This window comes from Shewanella sp. Isolate8, assembly GCF_022398495.1.
Classification (GTDB): domain Bacteria; phylum Pseudomonadota; class Gammaproteobacteria; order Enterobacterales; family Shewanellaceae; genus Shewanella; species Shewanella aquimarina.
On sequence record NZ_JAKEVI010000001.1, the window covers coordinates 175915 to 202774 of the forward strand.

General features: G+C 50.6%; 21 protein-coding genes. 5 read left to right on the top strand and 16 right to left on the bottom strand.

The window, feature by feature from the left end; translation table 11 throughout:
- Positions 1-79 precede the first annotated feature (79 nt).
- The gene (locus L1D43_RS00800; protein ID WP_239849559.1) at positions 80-4630 is read left to right on the top strand and encodes a biotin carboxylase N-terminal domain-containing protein; all 4551 of its coding nucleotides are present in this window, start codon (positions 80-82) and stop codon (positions 4628-4630) included.
- A gap of 81 nt (positions 4631-4711) precedes the next feature.
- Here the strand turns inward: L1D43_RS00800 and L1D43_RS00805 are convergent, their stop codons facing one another.
- Positions 4712-5914, bottom strand: a complete 1203-nt coding sequence (locus L1D43_RS00805; protein WP_239849560.1) for a cation:proton antiporter — start codon at positions 5912-5914, stop codon at positions 4712-4714.
- Between the two features lie 122 nt (positions 5915-6036).
- Here L1D43_RS00805 and L1D43_RS00810 point away from each other — a divergent pair, with 122 nt between their 5' ends.
- On the top strand, positions 6037-6909 hold the full coding sequence (locus tag L1D43_RS00810; protein WP_239849561.1) for a universal stress protein: 873 nt from the start codon (positions 6037-6039) through the stop codon (positions 6907-6909).
- On the opposite strand, the gene L1D43_RS00815 is transcribed toward L1D43_RS00810, so the two are convergent.
- Positions 6875-9496, bottom strand: coding sequence for an HAD-IC family P-type ATPase (locus tag L1D43_RS00815; RefSeq protein WP_239849562.1), 2622 nt, complete (start codon positions 9494-9496; stop codon positions 6875-6877). The genes L1D43_RS00810 and L1D43_RS00815 overlap by 35 nt on opposite strands.
- A gap of 149 nt (positions 9497-9645) precedes the next feature.
- Complete coding sequence (locus L1D43_RS00820; RefSeq protein ID WP_239849563.1) at positions 9646-9906, bottom strand: DUF5062 family protein; 261 nt, start codon at positions 9904-9906, stop codon at positions 9646-9648.
- Between the two features lie 219 nt (positions 9907-10125).
- On the opposite strand from L1D43_RS00820, the gene L1D43_RS00825 reads away from it, so the two are divergent.
- The gene (locus L1D43_RS00825) at positions 10126-10542 is read left to right on the top strand and encodes a VOC family protein (protein ID WP_239849564.1); all 417 of its coding nucleotides are present in this window, start codon (positions 10126-10128) and stop codon (positions 10540-10542) included.
- A gap of 706 nt (positions 10543-11248) precedes the next feature.
- On the opposite strand, the gene L1D43_RS00830 is transcribed toward L1D43_RS00825, so the two are convergent.
- From L1D43_RS00830 to L1D43_RS00855, 5 genes are all read right to left on the bottom strand, one after another.
- Entirely contained in the window at positions 11249-11473 is a 225-nt protein-coding gene (locus L1D43_RS00830) for a hypothetical protein (RefSeq protein WP_239849565.1), read from the bottom strand.
- Between the two features lie 156 nt (positions 11474-11629).
- Positions 11630-12541, bottom strand: a complete 912-nt coding sequence (locus tag L1D43_RS00840) for a hypothetical protein (protein WP_239849566.1) — start codon at positions 12539-12541, stop codon at positions 11630-11632.
- An 819-nt stretch (positions 12542-13360) separates the two neighbouring features.
- Positions 13361-13858 carry an ATP-binding protein gene (locus L1D43_RS00845; RefSeq protein ID WP_239849567.1) on the bottom strand — a complete coding sequence of 166 codons (498 nt, stop codon included), beginning with the start codon at positions 13856-13858 and terminating at the stop codon, positions 13361-13363.
- 127 nt (positions 13859-13985) lie between these two features.
- Positions 13986-14582 carry a glutathione S-transferase family protein gene (locus L1D43_RS00850; RefSeq protein WP_239849568.1) on the bottom strand — a complete coding sequence of 199 codons (597 nt, stop codon included), beginning with the start codon at positions 14580-14582 and terminating at the stop codon, positions 13986-13988.
- A gap of 56 nt (positions 14583-14638) precedes the next feature.
- Positions 14639-14923, bottom strand: a complete 285-nt coding sequence (locus L1D43_RS00855) for a hypothetical protein (protein ID WP_239849569.1) — start codon at positions 14921-14923, stop codon at positions 14639-14641.
- A 630-nt stretch (positions 14924-15553) separates the two neighbouring features.
- Here L1D43_RS00855 and L1D43_RS00860 point away from each other — a divergent pair.
- Both L1D43_RS00860 and L1D43_RS00865 read left to right on the top strand, forming a co-directional pair.
- Entirely contained in the window at positions 15554-17275 is a 1722-nt protein-coding gene (locus tag L1D43_RS00860) for a hypothetical protein (RefSeq protein WP_239849570.1), read from the top strand.
- Between the two features lie 32 nt (positions 17276-17307).
- A complete protein-coding gene (locus L1D43_RS00865) occupies positions 17308-18318 on the top strand; it encodes a glycosyltransferase family 2 protein (RefSeq protein WP_239849571.1) in 1011 nt (336 codons plus the stop codon).
- 8 nt (positions 18319-18326) lie between these two features.
- Here the strand turns inward: L1D43_RS00865 and L1D43_RS00870 are convergent, their stop codons facing one another.
- The 8 genes from L1D43_RS00870 to L1D43_RS00905 form a co-directional block, all read right to left on the bottom strand.
- A complete protein-coding gene (locus L1D43_RS00870) occupies positions 18327-19466 on the bottom strand; it encodes a glycosyltransferase (protein WP_239849572.1) in 1140 nt (379 codons plus the stop codon).
- The gene (locus L1D43_RS00875; RefSeq protein WP_239849573.1) at positions 19456-20256 is read right to left on the bottom strand and encodes a class I SAM-dependent methyltransferase; all 801 of its coding nucleotides are present in this window, start codon (positions 20254-20256) and stop codon (positions 19456-19458) included. Before L1D43_RS00875 ends, L1D43_RS00870 begins: the two co-directional genes overlap by 11 nt.
- A complete protein-coding gene (locus tag L1D43_RS00880; RefSeq protein ID WP_239849574.1) occupies positions 20253-21230 on the bottom strand; it encodes a lysylphosphatidylglycerol synthase transmembrane domain-containing protein in 978 nt (325 codons plus the stop codon). The genes L1D43_RS00875 and L1D43_RS00880 overlap by 4 nt, the downstream gene beginning before the upstream one ends.
- Before the next feature lie 469 nt (positions 21231-21699).
- Positions 21700-22122 carry a nitrate reductase cytochrome c-type subunit gene (locus L1D43_RS00885; RefSeq protein WP_239849575.1) on the bottom strand — a complete coding sequence of 141 codons (423 nt, stop codon included), beginning with the start codon at positions 22120-22122 and terminating at the stop codon, positions 21700-21702.
- Positions 22119-23018, bottom strand: coding sequence for a quinol dehydrogenase ferredoxin subunit NapH (napH, locus tag L1D43_RS00890; RefSeq protein ID WP_239849576.1), 900 nt, complete (start codon positions 23016-23018; stop codon positions 22119-22121). Before napH ends, L1D43_RS00885 begins: the two co-directional genes overlap by 4 nt.
- The gene (napG, locus tag L1D43_RS00895) at positions 23015-23746 is read right to left on the bottom strand and encodes a ferredoxin-type protein NapG (RefSeq protein WP_239849577.1); all 732 of its coding nucleotides are present in this window, start codon (positions 23744-23746) and stop codon (positions 23015-23017) included. The genes napH and napG overlap by 4 nt, the downstream gene beginning before the upstream one ends.
- A gap of 58 nt (positions 23747-23804) precedes the next feature.
- Positions 23805-26288: a nitrate reductase catalytic subunit NapA gene (napA, locus tag L1D43_RS00900; protein ID WP_239849578.1), complete on the bottom strand. Its 2484-nt coding sequence runs from the start codon at positions 26286-26288 to the stop codon at positions 23805-23807.
- Positions 26285-26554: a chaperone NapD gene (locus L1D43_RS00905; RefSeq protein WP_239849579.1), complete on the bottom strand. Its 270-nt coding sequence runs from the start codon at positions 26552-26554 to the stop codon at positions 26285-26287. The genes napA and L1D43_RS00905 overlap by 4 nt, the downstream gene beginning before the upstream one ends.
- Positions 26555-26860: the final 306 nt, after the last annotated feature.

Here is a 26860-nt window from a genome sequence, read left to right on the forward strand (position 1 = left end):
AGTTTAATAGCATTTGACCCTATAACAAAGCTATATTTATGGGCTAAAAATTTTAGAGGCTAAAGCAGAGGATCTATTGATGACCAGCAACAATCAGCCCACAAACACGACTCAGGTTCAAACAGCCGATCCGCTTTTTCTTCAAGCTGAACATTTGGCACAGGATTTTTCTCTGTTTCCTAAGCATAGCAAGCAGAGTCTTTCACAGCAGATCAACGGTCTGCTCAGCGACGATGAAATACAAGCTAACTTAAAAGAGTTAGAACAGTTGGATGTTGACGGCTATGTGGCCAAAGTCATTCAACCTACCTTAGATAAGAGCCGCCCAGGCGCCAAGCGCGTGATTGCGGATCTGAAAGGCAAGTTAATTGTCGAAAAACATATGGGGCCTTTTTATAGTGCCGAGATCGAACTGAATTTTGGATCTCGCACTCGCCGCATCGGTTTTATCGCCCAGGAACGTACCACGAGCAATGGTGCCTGGATGCCAGAGCATCACCTGGCGGCCTGCACGGCCATTCGTCATTTTGCCGAACTTTCAATGCCTATCGTTTACCTCATCGACACACCGGGTGCCGATGCTGGTGAAATTGCCAACAGCCAGAACCAGGCGCACTCCATCTCTAAGGCGATTGCCGAGAGTGCTAATGTCGACGTGCCTACCGTAGGTATCGTTATCGGTGCCGGTTACTCTGGTGGTGCCATCCCACTGGCCGCGGCTAACATTCTGTTGTCCCTGCGCGACGGTATCTTCAACACCATTCAGCCACAGGGTCTGCAGAGCATCGCCCGCAAGTACAACCTCTCTTGGCAGGAGTGTGCTAAGTCGGTAGGCGTGTCGCCAGAGGAGCTTTACACCTCAGGTTGTATCGATGGCATCATCGACTTCTCGCCATCTGACAAGGATGAGCGTCAGCACAACCTACGCCGCGCCATCATCAGCAGTATAGAGGCGGTTGAGCAGGCGGCGGTTCAGTTCGTTCGCGAATCTAAGGATCTGCGCGAGCACTATGATCGCAGCCTTAACCGTTTCCTTGAGCCTTCAAAGAACCTGGAAGCGCTTGAGCATCACGCCGAGCTGTCGGTGGCCAACAACCCCACCATGCACCTCAACCTGTTTGGTAGCTCATACCGTTACCTGCGTTATCTGACGCTGCGTAGCCGTATCCATTCGATCTCTCAGGAGCAGTACGGTCGCCTGTCTAAGGTGAGTGTGCCCGAGGGTGACCTGCTGGCGCGTATTCAGCAGGAGCAGGACAAGGTGTTCCAGTCTTGGCTCTCTAGCCCAGACAAGCTGGTATACGATGAAGAGCTGAACAAGCTGTGGGGCAACTTCACCGCCAAGCGTGACGAAGTCTCTACCGAGCGTAACATGCTGACTCGCCTCATCTTGGGTGAGCCGAAGCAGAACTATAAGAAGGCCCGTAAGGCGCTGTTGTTTAACATCGGTTGGTCGCTGTACCACAGATGGAAGAGCAACGCCGAGAACAACTTCAAGGGGCTGATCCACTACCTTGAGAGCCTTCCAGACGAGGTGACTCAGGCAGACTGGCCTGAGCTGAACCAGCTGACAGTACTGGACGTGATCGTGCACGAAGAGCTGCGCGAAGACTTCATCTGGCAATGTCATAACATCCTGATCTTCAACGCGCTGTACGACAACGTCGTGGGCAACCTTGCCTCTATCGCGAAAGAAGCCATGATGTCTAAGAGCCTGTCGCGCGCCTCGGTTGACGGCCTGCTGCATGACTCTATCGACCGTGCTATCTCTAAGCAGGATACCGCGAACGACAAGAACAAGTTCTACAAGTGGCTGAAGTACTTCATGTCTCAGTCTAACCGCGCCGATCTGCTGACCAAGACTGAGCAGTGGAAGAGTGTTGGTTTCCCTCAGCTTAACGACTCTCTATTCGTTATCCTGACCTATTTCTTCGAGCGTCTGCTGCCAGAATACTTCGCCAGCGAAGAGGAGAGCAGCGAGTACACGGGTGCCATCAACCCAGTGCGTATCGGTCGTCGTAAAGACTTCTGGAACCGTTTGACCATGGGTTATCAGGATCTGCTGATCCAGAAGGTGCTGCGTGACGAGAAGCGCGCCGGTAAGATGAGCTGGGATAGTGTGATTGCCAAGTTCTTCACCGAGTTTGAAGAGCTAAACGGCGACAAGATGTCGGCTAACCTGCTGAACTTCCCTGGCTTCCGTCTCTCTATCGAAGACGCGCTAGACAAGGGGATTCGTCCTTGCGGCCTGATCACAGGTACCGCGGACTTCGAGCACAATGGACAAACCATGCGTGTCGGTGTCGCCGTGTCTAACACCGCCTTCCAGGCCGGTGCCTTCGATATGGCTTCTGCAGAGAAGTTCTCAGCACTGCTGATCGAATGTGCTAAGCGTAAGCTGCCGGTGATCTGCTTTATCAGCTCTGGTGGTATGCAGACCAAAGAAGGTGCTGCGGCGCTCTTCTCTATGGCGGTAGTGAACGACCGTATTACCCGTTTCATTCGTGACAACGAATTGCCGGTATTGATGTTTGGTTTCGGTGACTGTACCGGTGGTGCACAGGCGAGCTTCGTGACGCACCCGTTAGTACAGACCTACTACTTCTCTGGCACCAACATGCCGTTCGCCGGTCAGATGGTAGTACCTGCATACCTGCCGTCTACCTCGACCCTGTCGAACTATCTGTCTAAGGTACCTGGCGCCATGAACGCCCTGGTCACCAACCCATTTAGCGATACTATTGACGATCAGCTCAGCAGCATAGATCCACTCATGCCTAAGCCAACGGCCAAGGTTGTGGATGTGATTGGCAACGCCCTGTCGACCTTGGTGCCTGAGATGTTGATCACCGAGGAAGAGTTGGTACAGGACGATCCGCGTCAGCTGATGAAGCCGATCGACAAGGTACTGGTACACGCCCGTGGCTGTACTGCGGTGAAACTGATCCGCAAGGCTCACGACAACGACATCAAGGTGGTACTGGTGGCGTCAGATCCTGATATGACCTCGGTACCAGCCGACATGCTGAACGAAAACGACAAGCTGGTCTGTATCGGTGGTAACACCTCAGACGAGAGTTACCTCAATGCCTACTCGGTATTGAAGGTTGCCGAGTACGAGCAGGTCGACGCGCTGCACCCAGGTATCGGTTTCCTATCGGAAAGCCCGCAGTTTGCGGCTCTGTGTGTGAACAACGGCGTTAACTTCGTCGGTCCAAGTGTGCACTCAATGACGACTATGGGTAACAAGTCGAACGCGATCAAGACCTCGCAGTCGCAAAACGTGCCTGTAGTACCAGGTAGCCACGGTATTCTGACCAATGCCGAGCAGGCGGTGAACGTGGCTAACGAAATTGGCTACCCAGTGCTGCTTAAAGCGGTACAAGGCGGTGGCGGTAAGGGTATCCAGGTCGTTGAGCGTCCAGAAGATATGATCTCTCTGTTCCAGAAGACCTCTACCGAAGCGGCTGCGGCCTTCGGTAACGGCGACCTCTACCTAGAGAAGTATGTGACCTCACTGCGTCATATCGAAGTTCAGTTGCTGCGTGACAAGTTTGGCAATACCAAGGTACTGGGTCTGCGTGACTGTTCGGTACAGCGTAACAACCAGAAGGTGATCGAAGAATCTGGTTCAACCATGCTGCCTGAAGAGCTGAAGCAGAAGGTGATGGAATACACCCGTGCCCTAGGTGACGCGACAGACTACATGGGTGCAGGTACCGTAGAGTTCATCTACAACCTGGATGCCAACGAAGTCTACTTCATGGAGATGAACACACGTCTGCAGGTTGAGCACCCAGTGACCGAGGCTACCTCTGGTATCGATATCGTGAGCGCCGGCTTCGACATCGCCGCGGGTCGCTCTATCGAAGATCTCGAGCCACAAGAGATTGGCTACGCCATCGAGGTTCGTGTGACTGCCGAGAAGGCCGCGCTGGACAGCAACGGTGTGCTGCAGCTACTGCCGCATCCAGGTCTGATCACCGAGTGTGTGATCCCAGAACGTGACGATATCGAGATCATCTCTATCGCCGGTGAAGGCAAAGAGGTTTCACCATACTACGACAGCCTGATCGCCCAGATCATCTGCCGTGGTGAGAGCCGTGAAGATGTGATCAACAAGTTGCATGACTACCTGGCTAACCAGGTAGTGATCAAGGGTATCGCGACCAACATCCCACTGCTGACTCGTATCCTGAAAGATGGCACCTTCAACGAAGGCGTTTACGACACCAACTACCTGCCACGCTTCATGGCCGAGCTGGATATTCCGGCACTGATCGCCGAGATGGAAGCCGCCGCCGAGACAGTAGGTGTAGATACCGAGTCGCTGCGTGTGGGTGAGAGTAACGAGCTTAAGGTACTGGCTCAAGGTGCAGGTATCTTCTACACCTCTCCGGCACCGGGTGAAGCCGACTTCGTTAAGGAAGGTGACATAGTGACTGTGGATCAGACACTGGCACTGACCGAAGCGATGAAGATGTTCTCTCAGGTGACACTGGCTGGCTTCAACCGCCAGGGCGCCGTACTCTATCCAGAGGATAAGCAGTACCGCATCGAGCGTATCCTAAACAGCAATGGTCAGCAGGTTTCACAGGGTGAGCTGCTCTTCGTAGTCTCTCCTGTCTAACTTAAGACCCTAAATGCTAAATACCCGCCTGATGGCGGGTATTTTTTTGCCCGTGAGTTAGCGTCGGGTTTTAGACCCGTGTTAGCCATCCTTTCTAACCTCTTTCGCCAGTGCTAACTTGAGCAGCAAAGGCCCCGCCAGCGTGGTGATGGCGATGATCAGCACCAGCTCGGTGAACAGCTTAGGCGAGATGATCTCCATCTGCAGCCCCATCTCGGCAAACACCAGTCCCACCTCGCCCCGTGGCACCATGGCGCTGCCGACGATCGTTTTAGATCTCAGCGAGCCAGGCACTCTAAGACCGGCCATCATCTTGGTGATTATCGCCAACACGGACAGCATCAACAGGGTAAACAGGCCAGTCCAGCCTAGGTCTATCTGGCTCAGATCTAAGCTTATCCCCACATAGACGAAGAAGATGGGGGCGAAGATGTCTACCAGAGGCTTGGACTCCACCTCCATCTCGTGGGTGAAAGCGAAGGGGTTTTGCAGGTAACGATTGAGGGGCGAGATAAATTGGCGACTGAGCGCCAGGCCGACGGCGAAGCCACCGAGCAGGGCGGGGGCGTGCAGGGCGTGGGCCAGCCAGGCAAACAGACAGATGAGGATCATGGTGACGATCGCCTCATAGCCTGTCTCTTCCTCTCTGGGTTTGACGGCGCGAAACAGATATAAGAGCAGCCGCGCCATGGGCGGTGCCAGCAGCAGGAAGCCGACGATCTTGAGGATCAACAGGCCGCTCGAGATCAGTCCCACCTCGCCCGAGCTGGCAAAGTTAAACAGCAGGCTAAGTAGGATCACCCCGGCAATATCGTCGATCACCGCGGCGCCTAAGATGATGTGACCCTCCTGGCTCTGTGACTGATTGGCCTGCGCCATTACCCGTATCGATATGCCTATGCTTGTGGCGGTAAGGGCGCAGCCCAGATAGAGGGAGGTAAAGCCAGGCAGCTCCAGATAGAGGAGGCATACCAGGCCAATGACCACGGCGGGCAGGGCGATTCCAAGCAGGGCGACGCCGACCGCGCTGTTACCCGCCTGAAACAGACGCTTGATAGAGGTTTCGCAGCCGATAGAAAACAGCAGCAAGATCACGCCGAGTTCGGCCATCACGGCCAAGGTCTCGTTGGGGGCTATCCAGCCCAGCAGGCTGGGGCCGATGAGGATCCCGGCCAGGATCTCACCGACCACGGCGGGGAGTTGCAGCCGCTTAAAGGCCTCTCCGAGCAAGCGACCAAAGAGCAGAATCAAACACAGGGACAAGACGAAGTTATCTATGGCCATGGTAGGCGAGACTCCCCGGCAGTGGTGATAATGTGATCTTGATCATTTTGATGACCGAGATCAAGGCGTAACTCACGGAGTGTGACTAAGCTCAAGTGGATACTTGCCGACAGGAGATGACCATGGACAAGGTGTTTATTATTTCCCAGAAAGCCGAGCAGCAGGCCGATGCCATCGAGACGGGGATCGCCTTGGCCAAGAGGCTGAAGAAGGAGGCGGAGGTGTTTGCCTACAGCTACGAATCCTTTGCGGGTAAGGAGCATTACAACCCCAGGCTCGCGGCGGCGGCCAAGGTGGCGCTGATGCGCCAGCGTAGCGAGGAGATCGCCGCCAAGCTGAAACAGCTTAAGGCCGATGACGTTGCCGTACATAGCGTCTGGAGCAAAGATTTGTTCGAACACGCCTGTCATCACTCTATTCGTCATGGGTTCGACCTCATGGTTAAGGCGGTGCATCACAAGACCCATTATCTGCCGATGGACTGGCAACTTATCCGCCATGTGCGTATTCCCCTGATGATGTTATGCGACAACCCCTTGCAGCGTGCCCGAACCGTGCTGATGGCGGTCGATCTGGGTAGCGACAACGCCATCAAGCAGAAGCTCAATCAGTGCGTCATTCAACATGGCCAGCAGCTGGCAGAGGCCATGAATTGCCAGTTGCATCTGGCCTATATCATACGCGTGCCCAAGATCTTGCGAGACATGGATCTTATCGACACCCGCACTCTAGTGAAGGACGCCTATCACAGGTATCAGCCCCAGCTGGATGAGATAGGTCTGCATCAGGAGCATGTCCACTTCCTGGCGGGCGATCCCGATCTCTGCCTGTATGAGCTTTCCTGTCGCCTTAAGGCGGCCTATCTGGTGATGGGCGCCCGCCAGCGTAAGGGGCTGATGGGCATGGTCATAGGCAATACCGCCGAGGCCATGTTAAGTCGCATTCGCAGCAATGTGCTCATCATTCCAGCTGACGATCAGCTGTTGCCTGCCTAACCTTGGGTCTGTGCTGCTGACGCCAGAGACGCTTGTGATATTCATCGATAAACAGCAGCGTCGATGCCGCGCTCAGCAGTATCAGCCACTGTCCCAGCCCTATGGGGCTGATCCCCAGCGCCTGGCTCAAGCCGGGCGTATAACTGGCGCCTATATGGATCCCCTGGGCCAAGACGATACCAAACAGCAGCAGCGGGTTGCTCAGCATCGGCATACGCAGCAGTGAGTTGCGCTCGGAGCGGCTGTTGAGGGCATGCACATTCTCAAACAGCACCATCAGCATCAGGGTCAGGTTACGGGCGTCATTCTCACTATTGCCCATGGCCAGTACCAGGGAGAAGAGGCCGAAGGCCATTATCCCCATCCATAGGGCGCTGACGATAAGCCTTTCCAGCATCAGGCGATCGAAGATGGGCTCGCTGGGCTTGCGCGGCGGCTGGTCTATCTCATGGCCTTCCCCCGGCTCGAAGGCTAGCGCCACGTCCTGCACACCATTGGTGACCAGGTTAAGCCAGAGGATCTGCAGCGGAAACAGCGGTATAGGCTGGGCAAACAGCACGCTTAAGATAAACAGCAAGAGCTCGGCGGCGCCTGTGCTGATCAGCAGATAGATCACCTTGCGGATGTTGTTGTAGACGATGCGCCCCTCGATGATCCCCTTGACGATGGAGCTGAATCTGTCGTCGGTGAGCACCAGATCGGCGCTCTCGCGTGCCACATCTGTACCCTTGCGGCCCATGGCAATGCCCACGTGGGCATGCTTCAGCGCCGGGGCATCGTTGACGCCATCGCCCGTCATGGCGACAAACTCGCCCTGGCGGATAAGGGACTCGGTGATCTCCATCTTCTGTCTGGGTTGTACCCGGGCAAATACCCTGTGGTTGGCGATGAGGCTGTCGAAGTCGGTCAGACTCTGCTGCTGGGCCTGGGTGAGCTGCTCGCCTGTGATCACCCCATCCTGATCGTTGGCCAGCTTGAGCTGACGCGCCAGTGCCAGGGCGGTCACAGGGTGGTCGCCGGTGATCATGGCCACCTTGATCTGTGCCTGCTGACACAGGGCCACCGCCTCGATGGCATCTTCCCGCAGGGGATCGCTCATGGCCACTAAACCCAGAAAGTCCAAGCCGAGAAAATCCGGCTCTTGCACTAGATGGTGTGGGTCGCTGACCTCGCCGCTGGCTAGTGCTAGCACCCGGTAGCCATGCCTCGCCAGCCAATGGGTCTCATCCAGTACCGCCTGAGTCTGTTGCTCATCGAGTTGGCACATGGTCAGCAGCTTCTCCACCGCGCCCTTCACCGAGACCACAGAGCGCCCCTCTATCAGGTTGATGCTGGCGCTGAACTGGTTCTCCGATTCGTAGGCAAATAGTCGCTCCTGGGGCGGCTGCTTGGCCTTATCCATCTCGAGGTTGAGCTTATAGCCCAGGGTCAGGAAGGCGAGATCTACCCCGTCACCGTCGGCATGAATCTGATCCGCATGACCCTGCTCGGCCTCGAAGATAAGGTGGGCCTCGTTGGCCAGTACGCCGGTGAGTGCCAGGCGGTGCAACTGGGGATCGCGCCCGGCCGACACAGGCACCCCGTGGCCATGTTTATGCACCAGCCCGGTCGGCGACAGCCCTGTACCTGACACATGGTAGCGCTCGCCGCTCAGCAGACTGATCTGGCTGATGGTCATCTCGTTGACCGTCAGGGTGCCCGTCTTATCCGAGGCGATATAGGTACAGGAGCCTAAGGATTCCACCGCCACCAACTTGCGGACGATCACATTGGCCTGAGACATGCGCTTCATGCCGATGGCCAGGGCGACCGTGATGGCCGCCGGCAGCCCCTCGGGAATGGCGGAGACCGCCAGCGCGACACCCAGCAGGAACACCTGGGAGAGATCGGCGCCCCGCAGCAGGGTGAGGCCGAAGATGAGGGCGATGATCACTAAGGTGGCGATGGCGATGATCAGGGTGAAGCGCTCGATACGCTGCATCAAGGGGGGCTTGGCGCTGCCGCCCTGACGCACCAGTGCGGCTATCTGGCCTATCTGGGTGCGGGCGCCGGTGGCGACCACTTCGCCCTCGGCCCGTCCATGGGTGACCAGGGTGCCGGCGAAGGCGAGGTCTGTCTTGTTCACCGCCAGCGACTCGCCTGTGAGCGCCGACTCATCCACCTTAAACTGGTTGTGACGCTCGATGCGGATATCGGCGCCAATGCGATCGCCGTTTGTGAGCAGAATATAGTCGCCGGGCACCAGGCTCATGCTGTCGACCAGCTTGGGGTGGCCGTCGCGGATCACCTTGGTTTGGGAGGGCACCATCTTACTCAGGGCGTCGGCCGCCTGCTGGGCCGAGTATTCCTGCACTGTGCCTATGATGGCGTTGAGCAGCAGCACGGCGAAGATAAAGATGGCATTGAGTAACTGACCCAGCAGCAGACAGGCGATGAAGGCCGCGAGCAGCACGTAGATGAAGGCGCTCTTAAATTGCAGGATAAACAGGCGGACGAAGCTGAGTCTTGCCGGCTTGGGCAGGCAATTAGGCCCATGTTGTTCGAGCCGCTCGGCCGCCACTTGACTCGAGAGTCCTGGCCCGGCCACGGAAACTCCTTGTGCATTTAGGCTGAGGTGATGCTAGATCTATAGCTCATCTCAGCCCTCGCTGCCGGGAATCGGCCTAAGGTTTGATAGAGATCAACGGCTTGAGGGCGAGCAAAGGTCTGAATGGCCCGCCATGCTCAGGCTTAGGGTCATTCTTTGAGGGGGTGATCCTCGGGGAGCTGGCGATGGATCCAGAGGATCAACTTGTGTTTCATGTTGGGGCCATCTTCCTTATCCGTGGCCAGTGGCTGGATGAGCTTGTCCTGCACCAACAGGCGGTAGATGCATTCCACCTTGTCCTTGGGGGAGATGCCTTGACCAAAGTCGCTAAAGCCGCGTTTCTTGGCATAGCCTACGCCTATCTCCAGCGCCAGTTTTAACAGCTGTGCGTCGTGCTTACCGTGTTTCATCACCTATCTCCATGGAACCTGATAATGACAAGCTACGCCAATTTTGGGCTTAAGCCTACCGCCAATTACCCGGAGTGGGCGCTTGGCCAAAAATATTAGCTACAACTATTGGCCGAAACGGTTAGCCGAGACTAGCTCGCCACGACTGTCAGTGACAATTAGCGGCGGGCTATACTCATGGGGAGATAAACACAGGAGATAAGCAGAGGAGAGGCGACTATGTTAGCGATCTTGGGGATAGATCATCTGGTGTTTCGCACCACAGATCTGCCTGCCATGCTGGCCTTCTATCAGGGCGTGCTCGGCTGCCTCATCGAGCGGGAACTCCCTGATGAGGGGCTAACCCAGCTGCGGGCGGGCAAGGCGCTGATCGATATCGTCACCTGCGACAGCCCCCTGGGGCGACTCGGCGGTGGGCCGCCGCAGCAAGATGGCCGCAACGTCGACCATGTCTGCCTGCTCATCGAGGCCATGGAGGAACAGACCCTGCTGGATTATCTCAGTGAGCAGGGCATAACCACTCAAGGGTTTGCCAAAAGATATGGTGCCCAAGGGTTTGGGCGCTCCCTCTATATCAATGACCCCGAGGGGAATGTGGTGGAGTTGAAGTTGGCGAAAGGGGTAGCTAAGGAGTAGCTGAGACTCCTCATTCTCAAGTTGGGGATATTTTGGGTTTTAAACGACTAACCTGTAGCGTTAACCTAAGTTGTTTTGAATTGCTTGGCAGCAGGTGCAGTGCATGGATGCACCAATGTCGCGATTGCAGGAATGCAAAAGAGCGACCCTTATGTGCTTACACATTTGTGACAGATTGAATGAAGTGTTGGTTCATTTTGATGTTTTTGCATCTACCTGACTTAGGTACTTGGATGGGAGCTTTAAACCAGAGCTTCATGGTTTATCAATCGCCTGTCCGGTGGGGAATGTGCATGCACTGAGTTATCCATCTCTTCGATTTGGCCGGATTTGATATCCGAACGTATTGGATTTGCGATTGCCTTGAGAGGTCATTGTTTAATTGCAGCCGTAAGTTGTTATTGAAGCATCTACCTGACTTAGGTACTTGGGTGGGAGCTTTAAACCATAGCTTCATGGTTTATCAATCGCCTGTCCGGCGGGGAGTGTGCATGCACTCTTTTGGCACGCTGTGGATATATCCCTATACGCTCCACGGCGGCATCCATGCCGCCGAGGGCCAAAAGCGCGCATACACTGAGTTATCTGTCTCTTCGATGTAGCCGCACTTGGCAGCCATCATCTTCTAAAAGCTAAGTCCTTTTTGGACAGAAATGAGTTAGAACTTTAGATCTATTTCATCAGATTCGGATTCATTTATGTATGGTCAGCGGTTTGTTAGGTATTTATACTCAAGCAGGGTGACTTGCAACGCATCAACTTTTAAGTTGATCGACGCTCCAGTCACATCCTGTACTTTCACTTTCCATTCAGGATCAGAACTATCAAACCACTCTAAAGAAGTAACTAATTCCAATTCCGAATCATAAGTTTCAATCTCTGTGTCTTCAAGAAAATGAACTGTTATCGGGTACTTCGGCTCTCTAGTCATATTTAATTCACTACTACTCCTAAGAATACCAAACGCCGCATTAAGGTGTGAGCAACGCAATGCCAAAGCTCCCGCATACCACCTTAAACACTAAACGCAACGTATAGTAAAAATGCCACGCGTTGCGAATCACTCTTAAACAGATTGTTAGAAGATTTATGGCACGTCGAATATATCTTGCCAACTTGACGGAGAACCTGAGTAAAACATCTGTTCTTCAGAGCCTTCTTCATAATCGTCGGCATCCCAAGCACCAATGAAATCTTCAACCTGACCTTCTGTCATGAATAGCTCTAAATTTAACGGATACGGCTGCTTACGTCGTACATAGCCCATACGATGGCGATCTTCACCATCAAGGAACTCGAAACCTTCGATTTCTATATTACATACTTGCTCTGCATGTTTATTTAGCAGAACGTGATCATCCTTTGAAGTATTTTTCTTAACAGATGACTCGAGTAGTTCAGAGTTAAACTGTGCAACCTCAGCTAATAACGTTGCAAAATGTTCTATATCATAATCAAATCCAAGATTAGCATCCCCACTTGCAGGTGCTTTATAAGATATGAGTTCTCGCTGAGCTTTTAGCTGGTTACAAAAACTCTTAACTTCTTTAGCTTTCTCTTGATCAAACTTAGCAATCCAATCACAGGTTAATCTAATTGCTTTTGCGTGAGAAATTTCAATAAGCTTACCATCTTCCCAGTCTTTATCAGGAAGCATAAAAACCACACCACGAAGCAAAGACAAAATAGCATAATATTCAAGGTATGGAACAACCACGCGTAGATTCGACTTTTGTGCAAACTCTCGCTGCTTTAACAGTACAGTCGCATTGAGGATCATTTTGGTGGACAAGTAAGTTCGTGAGGTCCACTGTGAATTAAGGTCTTCGTTCCAAGATTTGGTTAGCAGCGCATAGCGGCTAGCAATATCATTGGACGCTTTTTTGAATTTTTTCTCGGTACCTATTGAGAATAACTCTCGGTAACTATAATACCAATTACGCCCTGCAAAATTCATAGCTTTATTTTTGCCCACCTTTGGTTGAATATTCTTCTGCAAAAACAGTCCATAAACCCAAAATTTTAATACTCTAACAATTCTAAGAAAAAACTTTTTTGCATTAAAAAAAACGAACACGTATCTAAACAATTTTTAGCCTTACTTAATTAGATCTTCTAACAACTTATTAGTGAGACCTTGCAAGATTCGCTACCTTGTAAGGTAGGGCTCCAAGCATGAAATAAATGGGGTCAGAGTTAACTTTTTGAGGGAGTTGATTGGCGTGTGGAGATTGGCTTTTTCATTCCCTGAATGGCTTGGTCGATGTTTGATTCGAGTTGGCCTAGCTCTGTCCTTGATTGGTTACACATTAAGCTATTTGTCAGATAGCAATCAACAAGCTCTGTCACATTTTTGTACGTTTTTTTCTTAAAAAGAATAACTTGTCTCAATGGCATTCAATTAGGTCAAATCGAAGAGACGTTGGATACCGAGTGTAAGCACACTTTTGGCTCTCGGCGGCATGGCCAAAAATGTTCCCGACATTTTTCGGCATTCGCTACATCCATGTAGGTCAGTACCGCCGTGAAGCCTCCAGGGACGGAACCTCGGCGTGCCAAAAGAGTGCTTGCACAACCCCCGCCGGGCAGGCGTTAGATTGCCATGAAGGTGCGACCTTCAAATCCACTTCGCCAATGACCATGAAGCTTTGCGCTAATATTCAGTTTCTCAGACACTAATTACAAGGTGTCTCCATATTCCCCCGCCGGGCAGGCGATAGATTGCCATGAAGGTACGACCCTCAAATACTTTCAATAAATTAAAATGCAGCCAAATTCGATTAAAGCAAATAAAGGGGGCCACCCTTTTACTTCAAATCTAGCCTTCCTTTGCGACCAGCAAAATATTCAGGCCCTCATCGTCAGTTGGCGGCTCAAAATATTGCGTCACTTGACGGAACACGGCTTCGTTATCGAAGCGGGCGCGCTCGGGCTGCTCCTGGCGTCGCTTGTCTATTTGAGCCAGGCACCGCTGATCGCTGAGATCCAGGTAGATGAGCTGATGCTCGCAAGCTAGCTCGTTGCAGAGCGAGACAAACCATTGCCGCTGCTTTCTGGTGTTGGCGGGAAAATCCATGACTACATTAGTGCCGACGTTTATCAGGCGCGCCACATGGTTTCTGATGAAGGGCTTGATGAGGATTGAATAGTGAATATAGTCATCAAACGATTCAATCTGATCGGGGAAGTGAGCCGCTAACCATTCATCTTCCGACAGTAACAGCGCCCCGTTTTCATCGGCGATGAGCCTCGCCTTGGTCGACTTTCCCGCGCCCATCTTTCCGCAGAAAAGAAAGAGTTTTCCCTTATGTGTCATCTGTTGCCCCTTTATTGTCCCTTATCCGTTTTAGGCCATTCTTACATGCTTATGCCACAGCCACACTAGACCACAGCCACACTAGGTACAGTCGCATTAGGTCACATCCACACTACGTACAGTCACATTAGGCTATCGCCATATACTTGGGATGCGCGGCGATGCGTTTGAGCCAGGCTTGAATTGCCGGGTAGTGAGTAAGGTCGAAACCGCCTTCGTGGGCCACATGGGTGTAGCCATATAGCGCAATATCGGCCGTGGTTAGTTGCTCGCCGGTTAAGTAGGGTGTCTTGAGTAGCTGGGTTTCCATTACTGCCAGCGCCTTATGGCCGCCCTGTTGTTTCGCCTCGTAGTCGGCGCGGCAATTGTCGGGCAGCCCGAGGTACTTAGCGATAAAGCGCGCCACGGCGATAAAGGGTTCGTGGCTGTATTGCTCGAAGAACTGCCACTGCTGCACCTTGGCAAGGGCAAAGCTGTCTTGGGGAAGGAGTTCGCTGCCGGCGGCGAGGTAGTTTAAGATGGCGTTGGATTCTGATAGGCATCGACCATCATCGAGTTCCAGTAGGGGGATCTTGCCGTTGGGGTTCTTGGCCAGAAACTCGCTATTGCCGGTATCGCCCGCAAGAATATCCACATGAATCCACTCATGTTCAATGCCCAGCAGGGCGCATAACAACTTCACCTTGTAGCAGTTACCAGACTGCAGATCGCCGTAGATTTTCACACATACTCCTTATGTTGTTTGTGCCTGCCAAACAGACGCTTTTTTGAATTCGCTAATTACAAAGCACCTGAGGGCGGCTCATCGCCAGCCGGGTCGCCAGACTCCTGATACCGTTTAATCTCTTCTTGTTTGATACGCTGCAGTTTCTTGATCTCAGTCGGCGGTATGGGAAACAGCGAAATCAGAGGAAACAGCGCCAAGGCGAGATAGGCCCCGGCGGGCATCCCCTTGGCCCAACGGATTAACCTTGCCAGCCCTAAAATCAGCAGGATAAACAGAGTACCCACCATAAAATAGCTTAGCAGCGGCTCCCAGCCACCTAATCGCCCAACAAAATCCATTTGCCTAACCTATCAATTCATCGTCTTAATTTAAATGGGTGTCAGATAGGAAAATCAAGTGGACTTACTGCCCTGGCAAACTCCAAGAGCACCCATAATACGAGTGCTAATCACTGGGCTGGTATTCATACTCAGAATAGTATTACCAATGTCACACTCGATTAGAGTGCGAGTCAGGTATGAGTTAGGGCTAAGAGTTGGGTGAGTAGAATCAGATGTCAATCTACCAAAAACACAGCTAAAGATCGCACCGACGACGTCGTCGACAAAGCTGCTGAAACTACATGACGCAGGAAGTCAGGTAGAGTAACTCTTAGAGTGAGAATAGAGGGCCACTCTGGTGTGAGCAACTCAGTAATCTAGGATTTTAGATTGGGGTTAATGGGGAATATGCACTCGATCTAGAACGCCGTCCAGACCTTCTATGTGGTGTAACTCTTGTACTGTGTCCCGTACTCATCTAATTACTCGGCTGTGCGAGTGGTGTTCTTTGGCTTTGAGTAACAATTCTGCATAATTAATTGGTAACAACTATACTGGCTACTAGCATTTTCGAAAAATTATTTAAGAAAATTATAGCATTATATAAAGGCTATGGACGGTAAGTAGATCAACAAGAATTGTGTACCTATGGAAACAACCGATCGGATAGGCAAGTCTAACCATTCAAAGAGTGATATATTTCCTTATTCAGCTTTAATATTAGGGGCGGTGCTTTTTTTTGCCATTGCCGCTCGTTTTTATGTGGCGTTTCGCTACGAAATAAACTGGGATGAATTTTATTTCCTTTCTTTTGTTCACCAATTTATCAATGGTGAAACAATCAGCAATATTCAGACCTTTCATATTCACTTCTTCACTTGGATACGCTATGTATCTAACAATGAAGTCGATCAAATCATTGTGGCCAGATTGGTTATGATCGCCTTTCAAATGGGTACAGGACTGTGTATATACAGGCTCTGTCGCCTCCAATGCAGTGTTTCGGGGGCTTTGTTTGCGGTACTTTCTTACTTTGCGTTTTCATTCAACGTCCGTATGGGGGCAAGTTTTAGAACTGACCCTATTGCGACTTTTTTGATAATGCTTTCTTTGTATTATGTCTTTAGTAATCAGCTTTCTTGGCGTAGCTCAGTTGCCGCGGGCGTTTTCACTTCAGTAGCGGCGTTAATCACACTAAAAGCCTCTTTATACATTCCAACCTTCTTGGCGATGGTGCTTGTTTCTTTTTATTGGGCAGAGGACCGAATGGGTTACGCCAAGCAAATCTTGATTTATGGATGCTCAATATTGGTCTCGTTTGCGGTACTTTACAGTTGGCATAACTTCACCATCAGTGGAGTTATTGGTGGCACAAATACCGGTGCAATGTTGGATGCAGCCGATAAAACGTTGAGCCAAAGACAGCTCTTTCCACGTTGGCATTACTTCCAGTATTCATTAGCGACGGATTTTGGCTATTGGTTTACGTTGGCATTGGGTATCGGCTTTGTTGTGTTCTCTTACTTCAAACAAACGCAATTTAGTCGTGAAATGTCGTTAAAGTTGTTTGGTATAAGTCTGCCGCTTGTAACGCTGTTGTTTTACCGGAATGCCTTTCCTTACTACTACACCTTTATGTTGGCCTCTGTCAGTGTGTTATCCGCCGTTGCATGGGATGGAGCACGAGGTTATTTGAATCATAGGATGTGCCGTTTCACCTTCTTCATTTTAGCAAGTCTCTTCACGGTTTCTATTGTGGCAAATGGTCTTGTTTTACCGACGAAAAGGTCACTTAACTATCAACGCCAATTCATCGATGAGGTTCACAAGGTATTCCCTGAGCCAGTAGCTTACATAGATTGCTGCTCAATGGTTTCTAGATATTCGAAGCAAGGCTTTTTTATGAGTACATGGGGCTATGAAGATTACTACACCAGAGGTATTCCTGTGATTCAGTCTGTAGTAGAAGAAAATACCCCGGTATTCGTCATCGCCAATAGCCATTATCTCAATGCATTAAATGGAGTGAATTCTAGTGACTGGTTATTGGAGCAAGATACCAAGGCACTTAAATCTAACTACATCCACCATTGGGCAGAGCTGTTTGTTGCTGGAAAAGTGCTAAAGTTTGTTAAAGGGGATAAAGAGCAAGCGATGCAAATTAGCATTGAAGGTGAGTACACATTAGAGGGAAGTTTCGATGTCGGGATAGACGGACATACTTGGAAAAGTGGCCAGGTTCGGTTTCTATCAAAAGGCTCATATCTAATGAGCGCTACAGATGTTGGAGAGGTAGTTATACGCTGGGGCAACCATTTGTATCGACCAGAAGCATTGATGCATTCACAAGCGTTGTTTACCGGATTTTGAACTTGGTTGAAGTATAAGAAGGGGATGAATTGATGAAGTTAATAGTCCAGATACCTTGCTACAACGAAGCGGATAATATCGCGGCGGTTATACAGGCGATTCCAAGAAACATTGAAGGCATAGATAAGGTGGAAATCCTAATCATAGATGATGGCTCGACGGATGGAACGGCAGAGCTGGCTCGAACTTTAGGCGTGGATCATATTCTTATTAACTGTAGCAATAAAGGACTGGCTTACTCTTTTCGTCAAGGGTTGGAAGAGTGTGTACGTCAACACGCGGACATTATCGTGAATACAGATGGTGATAACCAATACAAGGGGGAAGACATTGCTCTTTTAGTAAAGCCAATTTTAGAGCAGCGAGCTGAGATTGTGGTAGGAGATCGTGGTGGTTACAGCAATAAACACTTCTCTTTTTTTAAACGCTGTTTACAAGTGTTTGGCAGTTTTGTGATTGCCAGAGCGACTGCGCTTCCAGTGAGTGACGCCGTGAGTGGTTTTCGTGCTATCAGCCGCAGTGCTGCGCAACAAATCAATATTGTGTCTGACTTCAGTTACACCATTGAGATGCTGATTCAAGCCAGTGCGAAGCGTTTAAACGTGCTTTCTGTACCGATTAGAACCAATGAAAAAACGCGAGAGTCACGCCTATTTAGGAGTATCCCGCAATTTTTAAAAATGTCGGTTTCGACCCTAGCTCGGATCTACACTATGTATCGTCCTTTACAGGTGTTCTTGTTTATTGGGCTTGTTGCCATGGCTTGTGGTGTGCTTCCGATTGTGCGTTTCTTATACTTCTTTCTTCATGGGGCTGGCGATGGCCACGTGCAGTCTTTAGTGCTCGGCTCTACCTTGTTGATTTTAGGCTTTATTACTATTTTAATGGGGTTGGTCGCTGACTTAATTGGTTTCAATCGAAAGTTGACGGAGAAGGTACTGCATAGAATTGAAGTGTTGGAAGAAAAGTTAGATCAGAAAGAACATCTCATAGCTGCCCATGAATTGGAGCAGCGAAGCAAGAACGCTAGAAAAAGTGCATAAGGGTTAGGTTATGGGGTAGTAAATAGCTTATCTAAGTGCGACGCTATAGCCTCTGCGTTTACAATAGGCATAGCACGTGTTGCTTCAAGCATTTCATCTGGACATTCCGCGATACTCTCCGCCAAATTGTAAATACCATCTAGTAGTTCTTTATGGCTTCCTTCTCTTACTAAACGTACAGCGATATTCTTTTCTAGACATAAAGGTTTTAGGCCAGCTGTTCTAGCGCTTACAAATGGCTTGCCTGCTGCCATGATTTGATAAATCTTATTTGGAATCACACTCTTAGCTTTATTTGATGTGCCAAATATACCGAGACAAATATCGCAACTCTGTAGTAAGTTGTTAAGTTCTTTGTAATCAACCCATTCTAACCGACGAATGGAGGAGATATTTTCTTGGGCTATCCGATCATCAATCTGTTTAGATAATTGCCCTTTTCCTACGATTAACCAATTTATACGCTTATCATTGTCTAAATCGAGTTTTGCAGCATTGACTATGGTGTCCAGGCCGTGTAGCGGTATGAATTGTCCATAGAAAAGCACTTTTATGTTATTTAAGTCAATTTTAGGAAGGGCTGAATTACGATGAAAGTTATCAGCTTCGACCCCAACAGGAACCCAACTGATTTTTTTGTGTGTGAGCTTGTATATCGATCCGAAATACTCTGCATGAGCAGGTGTATCAAGGAAGCAAGATGTGGCAAGTTTACTCGCTAATAGCTCTATTCTGTAGAGTAGCTTGGCTAATGGATGGTGTTTAGAGATAATTTTTCTATCATTAACGACTGTATCGTAGAGAGATAAAAAAACATCCCAGTGAATTTTTGCATTTCGTAATTTGGACCAAGGCCAAAGTACAATGACATCCAAAAGGCCCAAATAAGGGACAACGATGTGCTTGTGTTTTGGGGTTCGCCAATATTTTACAATTAATATGGGGTATGCTAGTAACAGGTGCCATAAAACTTTCAGCTTCTTATTCCAGCTAGTAATCTGACTTTTATCCTCAACTCCCCGCCATACATGACTATGAACTTGTACGGTTTGATAGCCAAGCGCTTGTGCTGCTTGTACTAACAATCGAACGCGAGGTTTTCCTATATCATAGGTCCCCCAAAATATGATTTTATTCTCAGTTTGCATTTTTCTTTGCTACAACTATGAAACCATCACCTAATTCGGTGTTTCTGAACAAATACTGAGTTTTAAACGCAATGCGCATAAGTGATCTACCCAGCAGATTTGTCTGAAAACGATATAATTTACCTTCTGCAGTGCGCTCAACTCCACTTCGAGCTGTAGCTGTTCTTTTGTCATTTGATTTCTGTTTTAAGCTAGATCTTTTAATTAATGTTTTTAGCACAAACGAGCTAATGTTGGCCAGTGGGAACCCATATGTTTCAAAGTGAATGATGCTTAATCCAGACCTTTCTATTAGGGATATAAGTACGTCTTTATCATATCTCCGACAATGGCCAGCCCATTCGTCTGAAGGACCGAATTTTCTAGAGTGAGATGGGACCGTAATTATTGCGAGCCCACCAACTTTTAAGTAAGAGACCCAGCTTTTTAGAGCCGCTTTGTCATCTTCAATATGTTCTAAAACTTCGCACGATAAAATATAATCAAAATGGGCATTCCAGCTTTCAGATGGCCTCCCAGTTAATTGTACATTTCCCATTCCTTCAGTCATCAATTTGAAAATTTTGCGAGCCTCAGTTGCCGTTTCGTAACCTATACAACTGAATTCTTCTAAAGCTAAGTCCCTCATTAACGAACCAGCTCCAGGACCAATCTCAAGCAGCTTTCCTTTAGGATAAGAGGTTAACAAATTGAGTACTCTTTGGCGGCGCATTGCAAAGCGCGGAGCTGGGACCCAACTATCACTTATATAGCCCCCATAATCTTTGTCATTCTGAACAGATTTAGTCATATTTTTGTCCGTATTAAACTCTGTTTCTTTAAGATTCGATGAATGTAGAACGGAGTCAGTGAACCTGACACTGAAAATATTAACGTGCGATTTATTAGAGCGACCAATAGGGCATCGCTGACATTAATTGATATGTTTTTACTCAGAAAAACAGTACTTGCTTCCACTACCCCCAAAGCGCCAGGGGTTATGCTAGCGTGATACATAACATCTTGATTTCCTCCTAAGTAAAGTGCAGCGCCTAGTGCTTGCGGATTGTCTAAAGCGTAGAAAATAAGTGCGATGGAAGCCGTCGATAGCGCAGTATTAATAAAGGAAAGTAGGCCTATTTTTATAATGACAGTTCTATTTGCACGCAGTTTTTTCCAGCTATCGAGTACGTTTTTTAGTTTTTTTATTTTTTCATTATGAGTGTTATTTATTGTTGGTGACCAACATATAAGAGTGCCAAATATTAGTACTGCACTACTGAAAATAATCAACCCAAGTCGATCTATCTCATTCGTTTGTAAAAACAACCAAGTTAGCCCTGAAAGGCCTAATAAGGATGCGATAAATAGAGTGAGCAATGACTGCCATGCAAATATTGCGGAGAAGTCCGTTAGCGACAAGTTATGTTGCTGTTTTAGATATAATCCCCTTACCGCCGCACCTCCTTTCATAGGTAGAATAATATTTAAGCTTCGTGATACTACAGTGATTCCAAAGTAATCATGGAATGTTAATACAATGCCGTAAGGTTTTACCATTAATAAAGTAAAAAGACCTGATATCCATATTGAGATTAGTTGTATGAATATTAATAGCAATACGAGCGAAAGAGATAGTGAGAAAAGCTTAACGAAATCGTGAGGGTGAGTAGCGATATAATGAAAAGCCCAGGCAAAGAACAGTATAGGGATTCCGTAGGCTACACCTATTTGTAAATGCTTATTAGAGTAGTTGATATTCATTTCGCCTCTGGCTACTGACATTGTAAAAGTCCTACTGTACAAGGTGTTACACTGCTTCTTACTAGTCTAGAACAGAGTGAGAGATTTAGAGTGATTTCGTGTGATGGGGGAATGGATAAAATGATATGGCCTAATAAGACAGTGTCTGTATAAACCTCCTCTAAACTAGCGACATACCATTTTAGAGTTCTTCAACTAAGGCTGAGTAGAGAAGGAGAGCTCGCGATGAAGGAATCGCGTTACTTACAAATACAGAAGGTCAATACCTTAAAGCAGTGGAAGCGGGCCGTAAGGTTAATCAAGTGTGCCACGAATGCTGTATTTCAGATGCGACCCTCCATTTCTTGGGTAAACACCATAAAGATCAGATATCTAAAACCCTCAACACCAAGCGTCCCATTGCCGCCAGGTAATAAAAAACCACCCATTATCGGGTGGTTTTATGTTTCAGCGTCTAACGTTCAAGTCTGCAAGACCCGAACTTCAAGCCTTATTGATTCGAGAAGCTATTATCAACCAACTTCTGCTTGTTTTCCGCCTGTGGCACGTGGCACTGAGTACAGTTGAAATACTCATAGTTGAGCTTGCTGTCTGGCAGAATGTGCGATGAGTGGATCTGGGTCGCCTTCATGCGCTTGGCCTTTTCCGGGCTGTGGCAGGTCATGCAGCCATTTTTCTTGATGCTGATCTTATAGTCCGCTTTGTGGGGGATCAGCGGTGGCTGGTGGACGAAGCCGCGCTCAATTGACTGACCTTTCCTAGGATAGGTCGGCATCTCGTCGGCGGCGCGTACCGCGGTGATTTCGCCTTTTCCGAGTGAACTGATGTTCACGGGTTCGGCCGCAGGTTTAGTTTGCTGACCAGAACAGGCTCCTAGCGCCATCAGCGCGACTAAAGTGAGTACTTTTTTCATTGGTTGTTCTCCGCCTTTAGGGCAATTCGATTTTGATACTGGAAAACGCGTTGGGCGCAAACATCGATACATCGGCCGCACTGAGTGCAATCACTGTCGACTATCATGGGGTTGTTGCCCTTGAGGGCTGGCTTCAACACCTGCCGTTCGGGGCAGACCTCGAAGCAATCCATGCAGTTGTCGCATGCACTGGCATTGACCGCAGATATCTTGACCGGACTCGCCTTGCCCAGAAGGGCAAACAGGGCGCCTGTGGGACACAGGTGACCACACCAGGCCCGTTCACTGATAAAGAGATCCAGCAAGAAGATCATCGCCAGTATCCACAGGCCGCTACCGGCACCAAACAGCAGGGCGCGATAGAGGATAGGCACTGGGTTGACCCACTCCCACACAGTGATCCCAGTGACCAGGGGCAACAGCAGCACCAGGGCCAGCAGGTAGTAGCGCAGGTTCCTAGGCATCTCGGCGGTGCGTGGCAGACGCAGCTTGCGCCTTAGCCAGCTTGCACTGTCGGTAACCAGGTTGACCGGGCAAACCCAGCTGCAGAATACCCGTCCACCCGCAAGAAGGTAGAAGAGGGCGATCAGCAGCGCGCCGACAAGCAGCGCTGTCTCGGGTAGGTGTCCCGTCATCAGTACTTGTAGGGTCACAAGGGGGTCTGACAGCGGGATAGTGCCCAGCAGCTCGCTGGAAGAGAGATTGCCTTTGAGTACCCAGAGGCCCATCCAAGGGCCGATGGCAAAGGTGAGCAGCACACACAGCTGACTGGCACGGCGCAGGAACAGGAACTTGTGGGCGCGCCACCAGCCGAGTTCATCGATCGCCGCCTGAGCGAAACGTGTCTGAGCCGCACCTGGCGTCTTCATCTTCGTATTACTCATGCCGTTTGTCATAGTGTGAGCCCCTTGTTTAACATCTCAAGCGTGGTCTCTTCGGTATTGATATAGGTATCGTGTGTTGCCGTCTTACCGAGCGCGATATGGGCCGGCAGCACCTTGATCGTCGCCTCTTCCAACACGCAGGCATGTTCGCATTTACCACAGCCGGTACAGGTGTCGCTGTTGACTGTGGGCAGGAACATGGCGTGATGGTCGCTGCGTTGGTTGTGCTGCCGTTCGAGCGTGATGGCGTTGTCGATCAAGGGGCAGACGCGGTAACAAACGTCACAGCGCAGGCCCTTGAAGTTGAGGCAGTTTTTCTCGTCGATCAGTACCGCTATCCCCATCTTGGCCTCGTCGATATTGGTCAAGGCGTGATCCAGCGACCCAGAGGGGCAGGCCTTCACACAGGGGATATCCTCGCACATCTCACAGGGCACGGTGCGCGCCGTGAAGTAAGGCGTGCCCGTTGGCGCACCCTCAAACCAGCGTGCCAGTTTCAGGGTGTCGTAGGGGCAGGCCTGGACACAGAGTCCGCAGCGTACACAGGCCGACAAGAAATCTTGCTCATCTAACGCGCCAGGCGGTCGAATCGCCATAGGATCAAGGTGCGAGGATTGCTTGGCAACCCCACTGACGCCCAATCCCAAGAGGCCCATGGCGCAGCCCGCCTTAGCCGTAGTGGCTAAGAACTGGCGGCGATTGACCCCCTTGGCTTTGCTATTGCGATTGACCTGGCTCATATCTAGCTCTTCATATCTGATGTTTGACTCAAGCGATTAAAGGGTTCGATGAACCGCTTTAGGCTTTCATCACTTTTACCGGACACTTCTTGAAATCCGTCTCTTTCGAGAGGGGATCCGTGGCATCCAGTAACAACTTGTTGACCAGTTGGCGCGCGTCGAAGAATGGCATAAATACCACGCCTCGTGGCGGTTTGTTCCGGCCTTTGGTTTCAACACGTGTCTTGACTTCACCGCGAGGCGAGGCCACGACCACTTCATCACCACGCTTAAGACCACGGGCCTTGGCGTCGTCCGGATGCATGAAGATCTGTGCATCTGGGTAGGCGCGGTACAGCTCGGGTACGCGGGCGGTCATAGACCCTGTATGCCAATGCTCGAGCACGCGGCCCGTCGACATCCAGAGATCGTATTCTGCGTTAGGCTCCTCGGCGGCTGGCTCGTAAGGCAGGGCGAAGATCACCGCCTTACCGTCTGGCTTACCGTAGAAGTTGAAGCCTTCACCGGCCTTGACGTAAGGGTCGCTGCCTTCGACGAAGCGGCGCAGTGTCTCCTTGCCATTGACCACAGGCCAGCGCAGACCGCGGGTCTCGTGGTAGGTGTCGAAGTCGGCTAAGTCGTGGGCATGGCCGCGACCGAACTGAGCGTACTCTTCGAAGATACCCTTCTGCAGGTAGAAGCCGAAGGCTTCCGACTCATCGTTGAGATCACCCTTGCAGTCAGAGGTTGGGAACTTGTTGATCACCCCGTTGGCAAACAGCACCTCATAGAGTGTCTTGTCGGCGTATTCAGGCTTCTTGGCCACCAGCTCGGCCGGCCAGACTTCCGAGATCTTGAAGCGCTTAGAGAATTCGACCAGCTGCCAGAGATCTGACTTGGCGCCCTCGGGAGCCTTCACCTGTTGATGCCACATGTGGGTGCGGCGCTCGGCGTTACCATAGGCGCCTTCCTTCTCGACCCACATGGCGGTCGGTAGAATCAGGTCGGCCGCCATGGCGGTAACCGTTGGGTAAGGATCCGAGACAACGATGAAGTTGTCTGGGTTACGGAAGCCAGGGTAGATCTCATCGTTGATGTTAGGACCGGCCTGCATGTTGTTGGTACACATGGTCCAGTAACAGTTTAGCTTGCCATCTTTGAGCATGCGGCTCTGCAGTACGGCGTGGAAGCCAGGCTTAGGCGGAATCGTGCCTTCCGGCAGCTGCCACAGCTTCTCGGCAACCGCTCTGTGCTTAGGATTCTTCACAACCATGTCTGCTGGTAGACGGTGGGCGAAGGTACCCACTTCACGTGCAGTACCACAGGCCGAAGGTTGACCCGTCAGCGAGAATGGGCTGTTACCTGGGGTGGCTATTTTGCCGGTCAGCAGGTGAATGTTGTAGAGCATGTTGTTGGCCCATACACCGCGCACGTGCTGGTTGATGCCCATGGTCCACAGGCTCATGATCTTCACCTTAGGATCGGCGTAGGCCTTGGCCAGGGTCTCGAGTTTTTCAGGCTCGACGCCACTCATCTTGGCGGCATATTCCAGGGTGTAGGTGCTGACGAACTTGGCGTATTCGTCGAAGCTGATGGCGGTTGACTTGCCGTTGCCAGGGTTCTTGGCCTTCTGCTCCAGCGGATGGTCGGGACGCAGACCATAGCCGATATCTGTGGTGCCCAGGGCAAACTTAGTATGCTTGCTGACGAACTCCTTGTTTACCGCACCATTCTGGATGATGTAGTTGGCGATGAAGTTGAGGATCGCCAAATCAGACTGAGGGCGGAACACCATAGGGTTGTCGGCCAGGTCGAAAGAGCGGTTTTCGAAGGTCGACAGCACGTGCACGCGGCTGTTTGGCTTGCTCAGGCGGCTGTCTGACAGGCGTGCCCACAGGATAGGGTGCATCTCTGCCATGTTGGCGCCCCAGAGCACAAACTGGTCGGCGGCTTCTAGGTCGTCGTAGCAACCCATAGGCTCGTCGATACCGAAGGTACGCATGAAGCCACCCACGGCCGATGCCATACAGTGACGGGCGTTTGGATCTATGTTGTTGGTGAGGAAACCTGCCTTGTGCAGCTTAGACGCGGCGTAGCCTTCCCATACTGTCCACTGACCCGAGCCGAACATGCCGACGGCGGTTGGGCCCTTGGTTTTCAGTGTGTGTTTCCACTTCTCGGCCATGGTGTCGAAGGCCTTGTCCCAGCTGACCGGGGTAAACTCACCCTCTTTGTCGTACTGGCCGTTCTTCATGCGCAGCAATGGCGTGGTAAGACGATCCTTACCGTACATGATCTTCGACAGGAAATAGCCCTTAATACAGTTAAGGCCCTTGTTGACCGGACTTTCTGGATCGCCTTTGGTGGCAACGACTTTGCCGTTATTGGTGCCGACCAATACGCTACAGCCCACGCCGCAGAAACGGCAGGGGGCCTTATCCCACTTGATGTTGTCATTCTGCTCAGCGGCTTCAACTACTTTCACTGGCAGAGTGACGCCAACCGTGGTCGCAGCGGCAACTGCGGCGTTGGCTTTTAGAAACTCGCGACGGCTAATGCTCATGGTGTTTCCTCACTCTTTTCTTCTAATGGTTCAACTTGGTGATAGACAAGACTGCTTGATAACACCCCGCTAAGGGCGTTGATGGCTTCGACGTTATCGAGGATTGCACCCTGGGTGGCCCCCTCTAGGGTAATGATGAACTTACCCTCGTCGGTAATGGCGTGAATATCCGCACCCGCAAGGGCGTCGATATCCGCTGTAACTTTTGCGAGCTGGCCGGGGGCGGCGTGTACCACCAGGCTGGTCACATGATATTCCTGTGTCATGGGTTAACCTTTCTGTGGCGGCCTTGCTTCCCGGGATATTGGCGATATTTAGGGGTTGGCCGCATTAGGATAGGATTCAGTCTAATCCTTGCTTTTGATAGGGGTATACCTCTTGAGAGGTAACTGAGGTTTTTATAGATCGAGATCAAAGTTTTTCGTGTGACCTGCCTCTCAGTTCGAAATTTAAACAGTTTTTAGGGCTGGACATCTACGGTTTTCAAACACCTTAACCGTGGTTAATTTGCTCAATGTGGCATCGGGGCGTATAACCAAAAGAGGGGCAAAGGTGATATCTGCCCTTGCGGC

Bases quoted from the DNA above. Each gene is read 5' to 3' on its own strand.
- L1D43_RS00905 (WP_239849579.1), bottom strand. From the start codon at position 26,554: ATGACACAGGAATATCATGTGACCAGCCTGGTGGTACACGCCGCCCCC.
- L1D43_RS00860 (WP_239849570.1), top strand. From the start codon at position 15,554: ATGGAAACAACCGATCGGATAGGCAAGTCTAACCATTCAAAGAGTGAT.
- L1D43_RS00855 (WP_239849569.1), bottom strand. From the start codon at position 14,923: ATGGATTTTGTTGGGCGATTAGGTGGCTGGGAGCCGCTGCTAAGCTAT.
- L1D43_RS00805 (WP_239849560.1), bottom strand. From the start codon at position 5,914: ATGGCCATAGATAACTTCGTCTTGTCCCTGTGTTTGATTCTGCTCTTT.
- L1D43_RS00845 (WP_239849567.1), bottom strand. From the start codon at position 13,858: ATGACACATAAGGGAAAACTCTTTCTTTTCTGCGGAAAGATGGGCGCG.
- L1D43_RS00810 (WP_239849561.1), top strand. From the start codon at position 6,037: ATGGACAAGGTGTTTATTATTTCCCAGAAAGCCGAGCAGCAGGCCGAT.
- napH (WP_239849576.1), bottom strand. From the start codon at position 23,018: ATGACAAACGGCATGAGTAATACGAAGATGAAGACGCCAGGTGCGGCT.
- L1D43_RS00870 (WP_239849572.1), bottom strand. From the start codon at position 19,466: ATGCAAACTGAGAATAAAATCATATTTTGGGGGACCTATGATATAGGA.
- L1D43_RS00885 (WP_239849575.1), bottom strand. From the start codon at position 22,122: ATGAAAAAAGTACTCACTTTAGTCGCGCTGATGGCGCTAGGAGCCTGT.
- L1D43_RS00880 (WP_239849574.1), bottom strand. From the start codon at position 21,230: ATGTCAGTAGCCAGAGGCGAAATGAATATCAACTACTCTAATAAGCAT.
- L1D43_RS00875 (WP_239849573.1), bottom strand. From the start codon at position 20,256: ATGACTAAATCTGTTCAGAATGACAAAGATTATGGGGGCTATATAAGT.
- L1D43_RS00820 (WP_239849563.1), bottom strand. From the start codon at position 9,906: ATGAAACACGGTAAGCACGACGCACAGCTGTTAAAACTGGCGCTGGAG.
- L1D43_RS00825 (WP_239849564.1), top strand. From the start codon at position 10,126: ATGTTAGCGATCTTGGGGATAGATCATCTGGTGTTTCGCACCACAGAT.
- L1D43_RS00800 (WP_239849559.1), top strand. From the start codon at position 80: ATGACCAGCAACAATCAGCCCACAAACACGACTCAGGTTCAAACAGCC.
- napA (WP_239849578.1), bottom strand. From the start codon at position 26,288: ATGAGCATTAGCCGTCGCGAGTTTCTAAAAGCCAACGCCGCAGTTGCC.
- L1D43_RS00865 (WP_239849571.1), top strand. From the start codon at position 17,308: ATGAAGTTAATAGTCCAGATACCTTGCTACAACGAAGCGGATAATATC.
- napG (WP_239849577.1), bottom strand. From the start codon at position 23,746: ATGAGCCAGGTCAATCGCAATAGCAAAGCCAAGGGGGTCAATCGCCGC.
- L1D43_RS00830 (WP_239849565.1), bottom strand. From the start codon at position 11,473: ATGACTAGAGAGCCGAAGTACCCGATAACAGTTCATTTTCTTGAAGAC.